At 67.0% G+C, this 14294-nt stretch carries 13 protein-coding genes; 6 read left to right on the top strand and 7 right to left on the bottom strand.

The window, feature by feature from the left end; translation table 11 throughout:
* Positions 1 to 3 precede the first annotated feature (3 nt).
* Complete coding sequence (locus DKG74_RS16725; protein ID WP_133251614.1) at positions 4 to 249, top strand: hypothetical protein; 246 nt, start codon at positions 4 to 6, stop codon at positions 247 to 249.
* 12 nt (positions 250 to 261) lie between these two features.
* Here DKG74_RS16725 and DKG74_RS16720 read toward each other — a convergent pair whose 3' ends face one another.
* The 5 genes from DKG74_RS16720 to DKG74_RS16700 form a co-directional block, all read right to left on the bottom strand.
* Positions 262 to 1536 (bottom strand): amidohydrolase family protein, encoded by a 1275-nt coding sequence (locus DKG74_RS16720; protein ID WP_109907320.1) that lies wholly within the window; start codon positions 1534 to 1536, stop codon positions 262 to 264.
* Positions 1533 to 2477 carry an ABC transporter permease gene (locus DKG74_RS16715; RefSeq protein ID WP_109907319.1) on the bottom strand — a complete coding sequence of 315 codons (945 nt, stop codon included), beginning with the start codon at positions 2475 to 2477 and terminating at the stop codon, positions 1533 to 1535. Before DKG74_RS16715 ends, DKG74_RS16720 begins: the two co-directional genes overlap by 4 nt.
* Complete coding sequence (locus DKG74_RS16710) at positions 2470 to 3537, bottom strand: ABC transporter permease (RefSeq protein ID WP_109907318.1); 1068 nt, start codon at positions 3535 to 3537, stop codon at positions 2470 to 2472. The genes DKG74_RS16715 and DKG74_RS16710 overlap by 8 nt, the downstream gene beginning before the upstream one ends.
* Before the next feature lie 127 nt (positions 3538 to 3664).
* Positions 3665 to 5173: an ABC transporter ATP-binding protein gene (locus DKG74_RS16705; protein WP_109907317.1), complete on the bottom strand. Its 1509-nt coding sequence runs from the start codon at positions 5171 to 5173 to the stop codon at positions 3665 to 3667.
* 6 nt (positions 5174 to 5179) lie between these two features.
* On the bottom strand, positions 5180 to 6211 hold the full coding sequence (locus tag DKG74_RS16700) for a BMP family protein (protein WP_109907432.1): 1032 nt from the start codon (positions 6209 to 6211) through the stop codon (positions 5180 to 5182).
* 183 nt (positions 6212 to 6394) lie between these two features.
* Here DKG74_RS16700 and DKG74_RS16695 point away from each other — a divergent pair, with 183 nt between their 5' ends.
* Both DKG74_RS16695 and msrA read left to right on the top strand, forming a co-directional pair.
* Positions 6395 to 7057 carry a TetR/AcrR family transcriptional regulator gene (locus DKG74_RS16695; RefSeq protein WP_109907316.1) on the top strand — a complete coding sequence of 221 codons (663 nt, stop codon included), beginning with the start codon at positions 6395 to 6397 and terminating at the stop codon, positions 7055 to 7057.
* A gap of 95 nt (positions 7058 to 7152) precedes the next feature.
* Positions 7153 to 7776, top strand: coding sequence for a peptide-methionine (S)-S-oxide reductase MsrA (gene msrA, locus DKG74_RS16690; RefSeq protein ID WP_109907315.1), 624 nt, complete (start codon positions 7153 to 7155; stop codon positions 7774 to 7776).
* 29 nt (positions 7777 to 7805) lie between these two features.
* Here msrA and DKG74_RS16685 read toward each other — a convergent pair whose 3' ends face one another.
* Positions 7806 to 9398 (bottom strand): serine protease, encoded by a 1593-nt coding sequence (locus tag DKG74_RS16685; protein WP_207779392.1) that lies wholly within the window; start codon positions 9396 to 9398, stop codon positions 7806 to 7808.
* A 276-nt stretch (positions 9399 to 9674) separates the two neighbouring features.
* Between DKG74_RS16685 and DKG74_RS16680 the strand changes: the two genes are divergently transcribed.
* A complete protein-coding gene (locus tag DKG74_RS16680; protein WP_109907313.1) occupies positions 9675 to 11537 on the top strand; it encodes a hypothetical protein in 1863 nt (620 codons plus the stop codon).
* A gap of 83 nt (positions 11538 to 11620) precedes the next feature.
* Positions 11621 to 12775: a DUF3089 domain-containing protein gene (locus tag DKG74_RS16675; protein WP_109907312.1), complete on the top strand. Its 1155-nt coding sequence runs from the start codon at positions 11621 to 11623 to the stop codon at positions 12773 to 12775.
* Positions 12776 to 12812: 37 nt separating this feature from the next.
* Here the strand turns inward: DKG74_RS16675 and DKG74_RS16670 are convergent, their stop codons facing one another.
* Positions 12813 to 13565 (bottom strand): esterase/lipase family protein, encoded by a 753-nt coding sequence (locus tag DKG74_RS16670; protein ID WP_109907311.1) that lies wholly within the window; start codon positions 13563 to 13565, stop codon positions 12813 to 12815.
* A gap of 124 nt (positions 13566 to 13689) precedes the next feature.
* Between DKG74_RS16670 and DKG74_RS16665 the strand changes: the two genes are divergently transcribed.
* Complete coding sequence (locus DKG74_RS16665) at positions 13690 to 14262, top strand: glutathione peroxidase (RefSeq protein WP_109907310.1); 573 nt, start codon at positions 13690 to 13692, stop codon at positions 14260 to 14262.
* Positions 14263 to 14294 lie beyond the last annotated feature (32 nt).

Here is a 14294-nt window from a genome sequence, read left to right as displayed (position 1 = left end):
CGCATGTCGCGTCGGGATAGCCAGTCGGCGGTGGAGCGCCGCATCCGCCGCATCGCGGTGCGTTACGGCCTCAACCTCCTCAAGGCGCAGAAGCCGGACGCTCAGGTGCTGAAGCACGGCGGCTATATGCTGCGCGACGAGGAGACGGCGAAGATCGTCTTCGGCGAGAAGGACTACCGCTTCTCCGCCAGCATCGAGGACATCGAGGACTTCCTCACCCGTCTCGGCGAGACGGGTGAGGAGGCGTGACACGCCCGCCCGTCAGCGGGTGAAGTCGAGCGTGCTCCCGGCGCCGCCGAGGTTCAGATGCGCCTCGACCTTGGGGGTTTGCGCGATGACCGCGCCGCCCCGGATCACGAACAGGCGCGCGGGCTTCAGGCGCAGAGCCTCGAAGGGGCTGCGCGCCTGCAGGATGACGAGATCGCCCCGGCAGCCCCTGGCGATGCCGTAACCGTCGAGGTGCATTACCCGGGCGCCGTTGCCGGTGACCGACTGGAACATGGCGTCCATCTCGGCGACGCCGGTCATCTGGCCGACGTGCAGGCCCATGCTGGCGACTTCCAGCATGTCGTGGCTGCCAAGGGGATACCAGGGGTCCATCACGCAATCATGGCCGCAGGCGAGGGTAAGGCCGGCGGCGATCAATTCCTTCACCCGGGTCATGCCCCGGCGCTTGGGGTAGCTGTCGTGGCGGCCTTGCAGGGTGATGTTGATCAGCGGATTGGCGATGACATGCAGGTCCGCCTCGCGCATCAGGCCGATCAGCTTCGAGACATAGTAATTGTCCATCGAATGCATCGAGGTCAGATGCGATCCGGTCACCCGGCCCTGAAGGCCAAGGCGCGTGGTCTCGTAAGCCATGCTCTCGACATGGCGCGACCAGGGATCGTCGGATTCGTCGCAATGCATGTCGACGAGGAGGCCACGGTCCGCCGCGATCTCGCACAGCGCCTTCACCGAGGCGGCGCCATCCGCCATCGTCCGCTCGAAATGGGGAATGCCGCCGACGACATCGACGCCCTTGTCGAGGGCACGCTTCAGGTTCTCCACCGATCTGGCATAGCGGAAATAGCCGTCCTGCGGGAAGGCGACGAGCTGGAGGTCGAGCCAGGGCTTCATCTCCGCCCGGACTTCGAGCAGGGCATCGACCGCCAGCAGCCGGTCGTCGCAGACATCGACATGGCTGCGGATGGCCAGGGTGCCGCGGGCGATCGCCAGTTTGCAGAATTCGAGCGCGCGGGACTTGATCGCCTCGACGGTCAGATGCGGCTTCAGCTCGCCCCAGAGCGCGATGCCTTCGAGCAGCGTGCCCGACAGGTTCATGCGCGGCATCCCCAGCGACAGGGTCGAATCCATGTGGAAATGGCTGTCGACGAAGGGCGGGGTTGCCAGGAACCCTTCGCCCTCGATCACGCGGCCGGCCTCGGCCTCGATGCCGGGGGCAACCTCGACGATCACGCCCTTGTCGATGGCGATGTCGATGCCCGTGCGGCCATCGGGCAGGGCGATGTTGCGGATCAGGAGATCGAAACTCATCTCTCTTCCTTGCGGAACGGGGTCAACAGCGCGGCCGGCGCCCGGGCGTTGCGCGAGACCGCGGCCATGGCGACGATGGTCAGGACGAAGGGCAGCATCAGGAAGACCTGATAGGGCACGTCGATGACATTGGACGCCTGCAGGCGCAGCTGCAAGGTGTCGATGGCGGCGAAGATCAGGGCGCCCGCCGCGCATTTCCACGGGCTCCACTGACCGAAGACGACGAGGGCGATGCAGACCCAGCCGCGCCCCGAGATGACGCCGAAGGTAAAGGCGTTGAACTGCGCCATGCTGAGGAAGGCGCCGGCCGCGCCCATGAAGGCGCCGCCGAGGATCAGCGCCTGATAACGGGTGAGGGCGACATTCACCCCCGCCGAATCCGCCGCGCGCGGGCTCTCCCCCACCGCGCGCAGGGACAGGCCCCAGGGCGTGCGGAACAGGACGAAGGCGGCGACGGGCACGGCGAGCAGGGCGATATAGACGAGGGCGAACTGGTCGAACAGCACGGGACCGATCAGCGGAATATCGGACAGCAGCGGCACCTTCACGGTGGCGAAAGCCTCGATCGAGGGCGGCACGCCCGGCTGACCGAAGATCAGGCGATAGAAGAAGAAGGCGAAACCCGTGCACAGCAGGGTGACGCCGATGCCCGAAACATGCTGCGACAGGCCGAGGCTGACGGTGAGGAGGCCCATCAAGGCGCCCATGACCATGCCGGTCGCCATGGCGGCGGCAAGGCCGAGCCAGAGCGAGCCGGTGAAATAGGCGGTGGAAAAGCCGGTCATGGCCGCGAGCAGCATGATGCCCTCGATGCCGAGATTGAGCACGCCCGCCCGCTCGGCGAACATCTCGCCGAGCGAGGCGAGGATCAGCGGCGTCGCGATGCGCAAGAGGGCGGCGAAAAAGCCGACCTGGAAGATCTGGCCCCAGATGTCATCCATGGCCCACCCCCTTGAGACGCAGGCGATAGCGCGTGAACAGCAGCGCGATCAGCATGGTGATCAGGGCGGTGCCCTGGATGACGTCGGACAGATAAACGGGAATGCCGGTCGCCCGGCTCATCGCCTCCGCCCCCGTGATGACGATGGCGAAGAAGAAGGCGGCGGGCACGACGCCGAGCGGGTTCAGCCCGGCCAGCATGGCGATGACGATGCCGGTATAGCCGTAACCGGGCGAGATCCCGGCCATCACCTGATAATGCAGCCCGGCCACTTCGCCGACCCCGGCGAGACCGGCCATGGCGCCGGACAGCAGCGCGGTCGCCATGGTGACGCGGGCGGTGGAAAAGCCGGCATAGGCGGCGGCCTGCGCGTTCTCGCCGACGGCGCGAATGGCGAAGCCGAGCACGGTCTTGCGCATCAACACGAAGACGAGGGGGGCGGCGATCAGGGCGAGGCCGACGCCGAGATGAAGCCGCGTGCGGGGCAGCAGGATGGGAAAGCCCGCCTCCTCCCGGATATCCGGCGAATCCGGATAGCCGGACAGCGGGTCTTTCCACACGCCGTCGAGCAAGGCCATCATGCCGTAGAAGACGATGAAATTGAGGAGGAGGCTGACCACCACCTCGTCGACCTTGTAACGGGTGCGCAGCAGGGCGGGCACCAGGGCCCATATCCCCCCCGCCAGCGCCCCGGCGAGGATCATCAGCGGGATCAGCGAGACGGCGGGCAAGCCCTCCCGCCCGCCGATGAAGGCGGCGGCCATGGCGCCCATCAGCAATTGCCCCTCGCCGCCGATGTTCCAGAACTTCGCCCGGAAGGCGATGGCGACGGCAAGGCCGGTGAAGATCAGCGGCGCCGCCTTCACCGCCGTCTCGACCAGCGCGAAACGCGAGGCGACGGGGGAGAGGAACAGGGTACCGTAAGCCTCGATCACATCGCCGCCCGCGAGTACGACGAGCCCGGCGCAGAGCAGCAATGTCGCCAGCATGGCGGCGACCGGCAGCGCGACATAGAACCAGGCGGGTGTCGCCGCCCGCTGTTCGAGACGCAGGCGGATCATGGTGTGGCCACCGCGCCGCCCACCTCACCCCCCGCCCTCTCCCCCCGCGAGCGGGCGGAGAGGGGGCCATTTCTCCCTCTCCGCCCTTCAGGTGGGGAAGGCTCGATCCCCCATGCAACACCCGCCATCACGCCGCCTCCTGCCCGCTCATGAGAAGGCCGATGCGGGCGACCGAGGCCTGCGCGATGGGCAGCACATCCATGACCCGGCCTTCGAAGAAGACGGCGATGCGGTCGGAAATCTGGAACAATTCCTCGAGATCCTCGGAAATGACGATGACGGCGCGGCCGGCGGCGCGCAGGGCCAGGAACTGCTCATGCACGAAACGGGCGGCGCCGACGTCGAGGCCGCGAATGGGCTGGGCGGCGAGCAGCACGCGCGGGTCCTGCGACAGCTCGCGGGCCAGCAGCGCCTTTTGCAGATTACCGCCCGACAGGGTGCCGGTGCGGGCGTCGGGGCCGGCGGCGCGGATGCCGAAGGCGGTGATCTGTTCGGTCACGAAGCGGCGGATGGCGCCATGGTCGATGAAGCCGAAGCGGCTGAACGGCTTCTTGGCCACCAGGGGCAGGACCATGGAATCCGACAGCGGCAGGCTGGTGATCAGGCCGGTGGTCATGCGGTCTTCCGGCACCCGGCCGATGCCCAGGGCCTGCATGACGCGGGGCGAGGTCTCGCGCACCGCGAGGCCGCCGACCTGAAGCGTGCCCGAGGCGACGGGCAACATCCCGGCGATGACATCGGCCAGTTCGCGCTGACCATTGCCCGAGACCCCGGCGATGCCGAGGATCTCACCGCCGCGAACCTGAAGGCTGACATCGCGCAGCCGCACCCGGCGCCCGCCCGCGGTCGAGACACCATCGAGCGACAGAAGAACCTCGCCGGTCTCGCTCGCCGGCTTCACCGGCGGGGTCAGCTCGTGGCCGCACATCAATTCGGCCAGCTGGCGGTCGGTGATCGCGTCCGACATGGCGAGGCTGGCGGCGATGCGGCCCTGGCGCAGCACCGTGACCTTATGGGTCAGGCTGCGGATTTCGTGCAGCTTGTGCGAGATGAAGACGACGCCGAACCCCTCCGCCGCCATGGCGCGCAGGGCGGCGAATAGGCCCTCCGCTTCCTGCGGGGTGAGGACGGCGGTCGGCTCGTCCAGGATGACGATGCGGGCGCCCCGGAACAGCACCTTGATGATCTCGAGCCGCTGCTGCTCGCCAATGGCGAGGCCGGAGACGAGGGCATCCGGGTCGAGACCGAGGCCGAAACGTGCCTTCACGTCGGCGAGGCGGGCGCGGGCACCGGCTTCGTCCAGCCGCAGGCCCTTGCCCGGCAGGCCGATCATCAGGTTTTCCAGCACCGTCATCGACGGCACCAGATGGAAATGCTGATGCACCATGCCGATGCCGAGGGCGAGAGCATCCGCCGCCGAATGGATGGCGACCGGCTTGCCGTCGATCGCGATCGTGCCCTCGTCCGGGGCATAGGTGCCGAAGAGGACATTCATCAACGTCGTCTTGCCCGCGCCATTCTCGCCAAGAAGGCCGAGAATGTCGCCGGGCAGGAGGGAGAGGTCGACGCGGTCGTTGGCGACGACCGCGCCGAAGCGCTTGGTGATGCCCCGCATCTCCAGCAGGGCTTGCGCCATTGAAGATTACTCCGACTTCGGAATGGATTCGTCGACGTCGACGCGATAGGTGCCGTCCATGATCTCGGCCGTCTTCTTGGCGACGAGATCCTTCACCTCGGCGGGCAGGAGGGTGTCGAACTTGTGATAGGGCGCGAGGTAGGAGCCGCCCTTGGCCATGGTCGAGAAACCGCCGAAATCCTGCGCGGTGAAGACGCCGGCCTTCACCAGCTTCACCGCCTGGGCGATGGTCGGGCCCATGTCCCAGACCGGGCCGGTGATCACCGTGTCGGGGCCGAGCGAGGACTGGTCGGACATGTTGGAAATCGCCAGCACCTTCTTCTCGACCGCCGCCTCGATCACGCCGAAACGCTCGGCATAGATGACGTCGACGCCGGATTCGATCTGGGCGAGGGCGGCTTCCTTGGCCTTGGGCGGGTCGAAGAACGAGCCGATGAAGGAGAATTTGCACTTCACCGCCGGGTTCGCTTCCTTGGCCCCGGCGCAGAAGGCGTTGACGAGGCGGTTCACCTCGGGGATCGGCATGGCGGCGACGGCGCCGACCACATTGGTCTTGGTCATCTTGCCGGCGATCAGGCCCGACAGATAGGCCGGTTCGTGAATCCAGTTGTCGAAGACGCCGAAGTTGGGCTCCGCCGGGCCGATGCCCGAACCGAAGACGAAGGCGACGTCCGGGTAATCCTTGGCGACCTTGCGGGCGATGCGCTCGGCCCCGAAGGCATCGCCGGTGATCAGCTTGTAACCCTTCTCGGCATATTCGCGCATCACCCGCTCGAAATCGGCGGATTTCACGCTTTCCGAATAGGCATAGTCGATGCCGTGCTCGGTCTTGGCCTTTTCGAGCGCGACATGGATCTGGTTCACCCAGGGTTCCTCGATCGGGGTCTCGAACACGGCGGCGACCTTCAATTTCTCCTCGGCGGCGGCGGGCGCAGGCGATACGAAGGTGCCGACGAGAAGCGCGGCGGCGGCGAAAAGCCCGAACAGGCCGCGCCTGGTGGCGCCCCGGCCGACGGAAAGACGACGGACTGACAGCATCTGATCCCCCATGGTGCCCTGATTTTCGGCAAGCTTCGCGGCCCAGCCCGCGAGTGCCCGAAACTTTCCCATCCGCTTCGGGGGCGATCAAGAAAAATTGTCCAACTGGTTAGGTTTTCGGTCGCGGCGCCACTTCCTTTCGCTGTCCGCATCCGTTAACGATGGAGGGTGAGGGGAGGCGCGATGGTGCACAGCTTCGACATCGAAGACGACGGCGGCGCCGACGAGGCGCCCCAGGGCGGACGCATCCGTCAGCGCAACAAGGCGCGCATCATCGCGGCGGCGGAAAAGGTCTTCGCCGAACGCGGCTACGACGGCGCGACCACGGCCGAAATCGCCGAGATCGCCGGCCTCGCCAAATCCAACGTGCATTACTATTTCGGCACCAAGGAAGCGATCTACCGCGAGGTGGTGGCGGGCATCGTCGACCTGTGGCTGAAGGCTTTCGGCGAGATCACGGCCGAGGACGATCCGGCGACGGCGATCAGCGCCTATATCCGGCAGAAGCTGCTCTATTCGCGGAAACGCCCGCTGGCCTCGCGCATCTTCGCGACCGAGATCATCCGAGGCGCGCCCATCCTGCGCCCCTTCCTCGAGGTTGACCTCCGCGACTGGGTGGAGGCGAAGGCGAAGGTCCTCGCGCTCTGGGCGGCGCAGGGGCGGATGGACGCGGTCTCGCCCCATCACTTCTTCTTCATGATCTGGGCCGCGACGCAGACCTATGCCGACTTCGCCAGCCAGATTTCCGCCGTCCTCGGCCACAAGCGCCTGCGCGAGGCGGATTTCGAGCAGGCAATCGCGACGGTGACCGCCATCGTCCTGAAGGGCTGCGGCATCAAGGCCTAGCTTTACGCAAGCCTGGCATGACCGTAACCTTGGGTCCGGACCGGCGAACCTGTCCTTGCGGCAGGCGATGCCGCGACCGAGACGGAGAAGACACCATGACCTCCTGCCCGATTCCGACGGGGCGCGGCCTGAGCCCCGCCCAGTTTCCCGATCCCGCCCGCGACCTCGCCCCGGCGAGCGGCGAACAGGTCGCGGTCATCGCGGGCGGCTGCTTCTGGTGCACCGAGGCGGTTTACCGCGTGGTCGACGGCGTGATCGACGTCGTGCCCGGCTATGCCGGTGGCACGGCGGAAACCGCCGACTACAAGACCGTCTGCACCGGAAGAACAGACCATGCCGAGGCGATCCTGATCCGCTACGACGCGGGCAGGACCAGCTATGGCCAGCTGCTGAAGCTGTTCTTCTCGGTCGCCCATGATCCGACCCATCTGAACCGCCAGGGCAATGATGTCGGCCGGCAGTATCGCTCCGCCATCTTCTTCGCCAACGACGAGGAAAAGGCGGTGGCGGAGGCCTATATCGCCCAGCTGGAGGCGGCCGGCGCCTATACCGCGCCGATCGTCACCACGCTGGAGCCGCTGACCGCCTTCTACGAGGCGGAGGATTACCACCACGATTACGCGGCGCGGAACCCCTATCAGCCCTATATCGCCCATGTCTCGCGGCCCAAGGTCGACAAGCTGAAGGCCTATTTCCCCGAGCGGCTGAAGAAGGCGTAACGGCGGGGAGGGGGGCGTCGCCCCCCTCGTCAGTGATTGCCCGCGCTCGAGCCCGGGCGCAGGAATTCCTCGGCGGCGATGGCGAAATTCAGGTTCTGGGTATCCTTCAGCATGAAGGTGGTGATGCCCAGCAGGTTGCCGCGCGAATCGAACAGCCCGCCGCCGGACGAGCCGGGCGAGATGGGCGCGCTGGTCTGGACATATTGCTGGCCCTCGTGCCGGCGCTTCGACGAGACGAGACCCTCGCCCAGCGTCAGGTCGAGGCCGGAGGGGGCGCCGATCGTATAGGCGCGCTCGCCGATCACCACGTCCGAATGGCTGCGGATGGTGACGAAGCTCGGCAGGTCCGGCTTGTCGACCCGGATGATGCAGCGGTCCCCTTCCTCGTCGCGCAGCTTGATCGAGACGGGGCGCAGGTCCGACATATCCTCGTTCCTGAAGATGCCGAAGAACTGCTGGCCTTCGAGGACGTGGCAATTGGTGAACAGATGCTGGGCGGTCACCGCGACGGCAGAACCCTGGCTGTAACCATCCTCGAGATAGGGCTGGCCATTACGCATGGGCGCGGCGACGACGACCCAGACCGCGTCCTTCACCTTCTGAAAGACGCCCGAAGGGTCGAGAACCTGGGTCGCGACCGGCATCGGCAGGGTGGGCAGCGGCACCTGATCGCCGGCCTCGGCGGCGGCGGGCGGGCGGGCGGGCTTTCCGGGCTTGTCGGGGCGGCCCGGACGGGCGGGCGCGGCCGGTTCGTCCCCGGCGACATCGGGGCTGGAGGCGGTGGAGCCTTCCCGCGCCTCATCCTTGGCATAGAAGCCGACGGTGGTGTCGGGCGGCGTCGCCTCGGGCGGGCCGAGGCGGTCGGGCACGACGAATTCCGAGACGATGGCGGCGACCAGGCCCTTGTTCGCCGGCTCGTCGCCCGGCGGGAAATAATAGGTGAAGCCGACGAGGCCGTTTTCGCGCCGGTCGACCCGGCCGACAAAGCGCTGGCCGTCTTCCGTCCCCTCGAAGACGAAATAGGCGCCCATGTTGGTCGCCTTGGTTACCCGCTTTCCGCCGTCCTTCAGATTGCGGACAGTGTTGAAGAAGGTGAGGAAATCGGCTGCCGACATGGCGTCGATCACTTCGACGTCGAGGCGGCGCGATTCGTCGGCCGAGACGAAGGAGCGTCCGCCGCCGTCGCCGGGCTTGGTCTTGGTCAGCTGGACCGCCGGATAGCCGACGCGAAAGCCGAGATCCTGATTGATATAGGAGGTCCAGCCGACCTTCGCCCGTGCCTCCGCGCCGATGCGCAGCAGCTCCAGCGTCTGGTCGGTGGTCAGCGTGCCGGTGGGGCGGACGCCCGTGTCGCGCTGGAACGCCTTGATCGCATTGCGCGACGCCTCGTCCAGCGTGCCCGTCGCGATCTCGGTCGAATAGCCGGCCCAGATCAGGGCCAGCTGCAGGATGCGGGGATCGTTGGCCGCGGCGATTTCGGACAGCCCGTTGCTCGAATCGCCCTCGACCGAGCCGGCGGGGCCGGAGGGGGCTGCCGCCTCAGGGGCAGGGCGCGCGCCGCCCGGCCGGATGGAGCCTTTTTCGCCCGCCGCCGCGCCCTGCGCCGCGAGCGCCAGAACCATGATCGCCGCCGAAACGGACGATCCAAACCGCATCGCCATAAAAACGCCGCCTGTATGAGTTCCCCCTGAGGACACCGAGCCTATGCGATCCGGCCCCGCCGGCCAATCCCGGCGAGGGGCCGGGCGAAGAAATGCGGCGTCAACGTGTGACGAACAGCATTGTCTCGCCTCGGCGAAGCTGTTGGGCTAGGTTGCGCCCAGGAAACGGTCCGGTTCCCGTGCCGGGCCTGGGGGAGGCCCGGGACGGGCAGAGCATATCCACCGAGAGGGGAGACCATGAACAAGATTGTCGTTGGCGCTGTGACCGCCGTCGTGGTGGGCGTCGGGGCCGCCGCCGGCTGGTATTTCATCGGTAAGGAAAGCGGTCCCGGTGTCGCCGGTGTCTCGGGTGCGCCGCCGCTCGACTGCGCCAACATCAAGACCGATGTCGATGCGACGCTCGCGGCCCTGCCGCCGGAGCTGAAGGCGACCTATTCGGGTCTCGAATGCTCGGGCTCCAAGCTCAGTTTCGCGGAACTGCGCTTCGGCGTCCTTGGCGCGGGCGCGGTCGAGGAGGGCGCGGTCAAGATGACCGGTGTCGTCGTCGACGGCGGATTCGCCGCCAATGCGAAGAAAGTGTTCAACCCGGCATCCTATGTCGCCGGTCAGGCCCCCTCGGCCGAGCGGCTGCCCATCGCCTCGCGCATTACCGCGACCAAGGTGAATATCGGGCCGGAAACCGGCGGCGGCATCAGCTTCGAGAATTTCGAGATCGCGGACCTTTCGGCCCGGCAGTTCGCCAAGGCGCCGCCCGCGACCCTCGCCGACCTCGGCACCTCCGGCCCGGCCGAAGTCGCCGATCTGCTGCAGGCTTTCGGATTCTCCTCGATCGGCTTCAAGTCGATCGCCGGCGGCCCGCCCCCGGCGGAAGGCCAGACCGCGACGCCGGTGGTCTCCATCGCCTCGGTCGTGCTCTCGGCCTTCGACGGCCAGCGCCTCGGCGGCTTCGACCTGACCGGCCTGACCGGCAAGCCCGATTCCGGCAGCGGCAGCTTCGGTCTCGGCAGCCTGTCCCTCAAGGGGCTCGGCGTCGGCGACCTCGCCGCCATCTTCACCTCGGCCGCGGCCACCGGCATGGCCAATGCCGATGCCATGCAGGCCAAGGCCCTGCTGGCCATCAGCGCGGAATCGGCCAGTCTGAAGGATTTCAGCGTCGTCGGCTTCCAGGCCGCGACGGACGAGATCAAGATCGCCAGCATCACCCTCGACCAGTTCAAGGCGCTCAGCTTCTCGCAGCTGGCGATCGACGGCCTGTCCGGCCATGTCTCGGAAATCGGTTACGATTTCAAGCTGGCCCATCTCGCGCTCAAGGGCGTTGACGTCGGCGTGATGCTGCAGGATGTCGCCGCCGGCACCGCGACCGAGCCCGACTTCGCCAAGCTGAGGGTCGATGGCTATGACCTTTCGGACCTGTCCTTCGGGCCGAAGGACGGCGAGAAGGTCACCCTCGCCTCGATCGTCGCGACTTCGAGCGATTATGTCGACGGCATCGCGACCAAGGGCACGGGCAAGCTGACCGGCTTTGCCATGCCGATTTCCATCATCCCCGAGGAATACCGCGGCCCCTTCACCGATCTTGGCTATCCGACGATCAAGCTCGAGATGACGACGGATTACAGCTTCGATCCCAAGGCACTGTCGCTCGACGTCAAGGACGTGACCTTGAAGCTGATCGACGGTGGTGCGCTGTCGCTGAAGCTCAACCTCGGCAATTTCGACATGAAGGCGATCCAGGCGTCGTCCCAGTCGATGGAGCCGCCGGCGGCCCTGTTCGCGGCCAAGGTCGTTGCCGCCACGCTGGCCTATACGGATGACTCGCTGGTTTCCCGCGTGCTCAAGCTGATCGCCAAGGAACAGGCGACGACGCCGGAAGCCCTGCTGGAACAGGCCAAGGCGATGCTGAAGATGCAGGCGGACACGGCGCCGGGTCCGGTGACCAAGGCCTTCATCCATGGCCTCGAAGGCTTCGTCACCGGTCAGAAGAGCCTGACGATCAGTGTCGCGCCGTCGAAGCCCCTGTCCTTCGACGATATCGGCAACAAGTTCGAGAACCCCGAGGACGCAGCCGCCGCCCTCAAGCTGACCGCGGTCGGCAAGTAACGCGAACATGAGGGGCGCCGTCGGCGCCCCTCATTCTTGCCGGCGCCGGCTCGGTCCGCCGCCGGAACCAACGGGCAGGGTCAATGCGCCGCATCATCCTGATCATTCTCGCCGTCCTGGTCCTGCTCGGCATTGCTGCCTACCAGTACCGCTTCGCCTTGCTCGCCTTCATGGTGACGCCGTCCGGCGCCTTCGATGCGGCGAAGCTGCCACCCGCTCCGGACTATAGCCGGCCCGAGTCCTGGCTGGCCCTGCCCGAGCGACAGGATTCGGCCGACGAGGTGCCGGCGGGCGCCGTGCCGGGCGACAATCAGGGCCGGGCCCCGGCCGATGTTTTCTATGTCCATCCGACGACTTATGTCGATCCCGCGGGCTGGAACGCCCCCTGGGACGACCCGGACGCCGCCGAACTCGCCGCCGAACTGACCCAGGCTTCCGTCTTCAACGGATGTTGCCGTGTCTTCGCCCCCTATTATCGTCAGGCGACGCTGGCCACCTTCATGGAGGAGAGCCGGGCCGACGGCCGCGCGGCTCTCGAGGTCGCCTATGGCGACGTCGAACGGGCGTTCCGTCAATATCTGGCTGCCCGTGCCGACGACCGGCCCTTCATTCTCGCCGGCCACAGTCAGGGGGCCCTTCTGCTGCAGCGCCTGCTGGCGCGGGTGGTCGCGCCCGATCCGGCCCTGCGGGCCCGGCTCGTCGCCGCCTATGCCGTCGGCTATCCGTTGCCGCTCGACCAGTTCGATGGCGTGCTGGCGCCGCTCGGCCCCTGCAAGGCTTCGGGCATGACCGGCTGCGTGCTGACCTGGTCGTCGGTCCTGCGCGGCGGTGACGCCGGCTTCTATCAGCGCCGGGCGGAAATCTGGAACCCGGCCTCGGCCACCGGCTTTTCGCCCGTGGCCGGGCGCCCCATCCTCTGCGTCAATCCGATCAGCTTCCGGATGGACGACATCCAGATCCCGCGCGAGGCCAATCGGGGCGGCACGGTGCATTCGATGATCTCGGACGGGCCGGAGCCGCTGACCCGCGGTCTCGTCGATGCCCAGTGCCTCGACGGCATCCTGCGCATCTCGGAGCCGGAGCCCTTCGTTTTCCGGGCGATCCTGCTGCCCGGCAAGGACTATCACATCTACGATTACGCCCTGTTCTGGCAGGACATCCGGCTCGACGCCATCGCCCGGGTGAATGCCTATGTCGCGGCGCGCGCTCCCGCGCCTGTGCCGGCGCAGATGCCCTGAACCTGAACCTGAGCCGGTGCAGGCCCCCTGAGATCGGTCAGCGCGCGCCGATCTGGGCCTGACGATAGGGCCGCCACAGGCCTTCAGGCTGGGCGAGGCGGTCGGCGATGATGCGCAGGGCGAGCGGATTATGGGCGAGACCGAGGTGGCTGGAGAAAACCTCCACGCTCTCGTGCATCGGCCCTTCCGCCTCGAGACAGGCGCGCCATGACACGAGGCCGTCAGTCGGGCTGTAGATCGCCGTGGTCGGCACCGGTGGTGCCTTGGAGATACGCTCGCGCATCGAGCCGACCGCGAGACGCAGCGCCTCGATCAGGCTGACCGGTGCGTCTTCGCTGAACACGTCTTCCGAAGGCTGGCGGGTCGGGGTGCCGAGCGTGATCACCGTGCGGACCGAGCCCGGCCGGCTCTTGGCCGCTTCGCGGGCATAGATGCCGCCGACGGAGACGCCGATCAGGCTGACCCTTGTGCCGTGCAGATCGGCGAGATGGGCCACGCGGGCCTGGAGGATGGACATGACATCCGGCCGGGGCCCCAGATTGAAGCCCTGATCCCAGCCGTAGACGGCATAGCCCCGGTCGGCGAGGAACTGGCGCAGGGGCCAGGTGGCGATATCCCCGGTCAGAAATTCGGGAATGACCAGAACGGGATGGCCATCGCCCCTTGCCGTCGCCGACAGAAAACCCCAACTGGCAGCAAGGCCCGCCAATTCGAGGCCGGCCCGGGCCTCCGCCGCCAGCAGGAAGGAGCGGCGAAAGAAACTGAAGGCGCTGGTGATGCGGTCTGCCATGTCCTGCCTGTCGCGGCGTCTGTCGTGTTTATAATACGCCCAATGCCAACAAGGCGACTATCGCATCTGTCCGTCCTGGTGCATTGATGGACAAAAGGCGAAGACAAGGCCGAAGGAGAGCGCAATGCTGGGGAAACTGGGGAAGCTCCTGACCGATAATCCGCTGACCGGCATCGCTGCCGCGGCAATCGACAAGGCCACGGGCAAGGCGCCGGCCGGTTCGGCTCATCAGTTCAGTTTCGAGGCGCTGCGCGGCGGGGCCCTGCCTCTGTCGCAATTCGCCGGCAAGCCGCTGCTGGTCGTCAACACCGCCTCGAAATGCGGATTCACCCCGCAGTACAAGGGGCTCGAGGCGCTTTACGAGAAATATCACGACCGGGGCCTCGCCATCGTTGGCGTGCCGTCCAACGATTTCGCCAATCAGGAGCCGGGCGGCGCCGACGAGATCGCGGAATTCTGCGAGATCAATTACGGCGTCACCTTCCCCCTCGCCGCCAAGGTGCCGGTAACGGGCGAGGAGGCGCACCCCTTCTTCAAATGGCTCGCGGACGAGCGGCCGATGGCGCGTCCGCGCTGGAACTTCCACAAATATCTGTTCGACGGTCAGGGGCGGCTGGTCGAGGCCGTCGCTTCGGTCACCAGCCCGTCGACGCTGGCGCCCGCCATTGAAAAACTGCTCGCCACCCCGGCCAAATAGACCATGTCTTTACCATCGGACTGGTCGAATGC

The sequence above is a fragment of the Zavarzinia aquatilis genome (assembly GCF_003173035.1).
Lineage (GTDB): Bacteria > Pseudomonadota > Alphaproteobacteria > Zavarziniales > Zavarziniaceae > Zavarzinia > Zavarzinia aquatilis.
Note: the sequence above shows the minus strand (reverse complement) of the source record. Positions and strands in the feature narration are given on the sequence as shown.

Excerpts from the sequence above, each read along its gene's own strand:
- DKG74_RS16725 (WP_133251614.1), top strand. The coding sequence starts at position 4 with ATGTCGCGTCGGGATAGCCAGTCGGCGGTGGAGCGCCGCATCCGCCGC.
- DKG74_RS16695 (WP_109907316.1), top strand. The coding sequence starts at position 6,395 with ATGGTGCACAGCTTCGACATCGAAGACGACGGCGGCGCCGACGAGGCG.
- DKG74_RS16665 (WP_109907310.1), top strand. The coding sequence starts at position 13,690 with ATGCTGGGGAAACTGGGGAAGCTCCTGACCGATAATCCGCTGACCGGC.
- DKG74_RS16720 (WP_109907320.1), bottom strand. The coding sequence starts at position 1,536 with ATGAGTTTCGATCTCCTGATCCGCAACATCGCCCTGCCCGATGGCCGC.
- DKG74_RS16700 (WP_109907432.1), bottom strand. The coding sequence starts at position 6,211 with ATGCTGTCAGTCCGTCGTCTTTCCGTCGGCCGGGGCGCCACCAGGCGC.
- DKG74_RS16715 (WP_109907319.1), bottom strand. The coding sequence starts at position 2,477 with ATGGATGACATCTGGGGCCAGATCTTCCAGGTCGGCTTTTTCGCCGCC.
- DKG74_RS16685 (WP_207779392.1), bottom strand. The coding sequence starts at position 9,398 with ATGGTTCTGGCGCTCGCGGCGCAGGGCGCGGCGGCGGGCGAAAAAGGC.
- msrA (WP_109907315.1), top strand. The coding sequence starts at position 7,153 with ATGACCTCCTGCCCGATTCCGACGGGGCGCGGCCTGAGCCCCGCCCAG.
- DKG74_RS16670 (WP_109907311.1), bottom strand. The coding sequence starts at position 13,565 with ATGGCAGACCGCATCACCAGCGCCTTCAGTTTCTTTCGCCGCTCCTTC.
- DKG74_RS16705 (WP_109907317.1), bottom strand. The coding sequence starts at position 5,173 with ATGGCGCAAGCCCTGCTGGAGATGCGGGGCATCACCAAGCGCTTCGGC.
- DKG74_RS16675 (WP_109907312.1), top strand. The coding sequence starts at position 11,621 with ATGCGCCGCATCATCCTGATCATTCTCGCCGTCCTGGTCCTGCTCGGC.
- DKG74_RS16680 (WP_109907313.1), top strand. The coding sequence starts at position 9,675 with ATGAACAAGATTGTCGTTGGCGCTGTGACCGCCGTCGTGGTGGGCGTC.
- DKG74_RS16710 (WP_109907318.1), bottom strand. The coding sequence starts at position 3,537 with ATGATCCGCCTGCGTCTCGAACAGCGGGCGGCGACACCCGCCTGGTTC.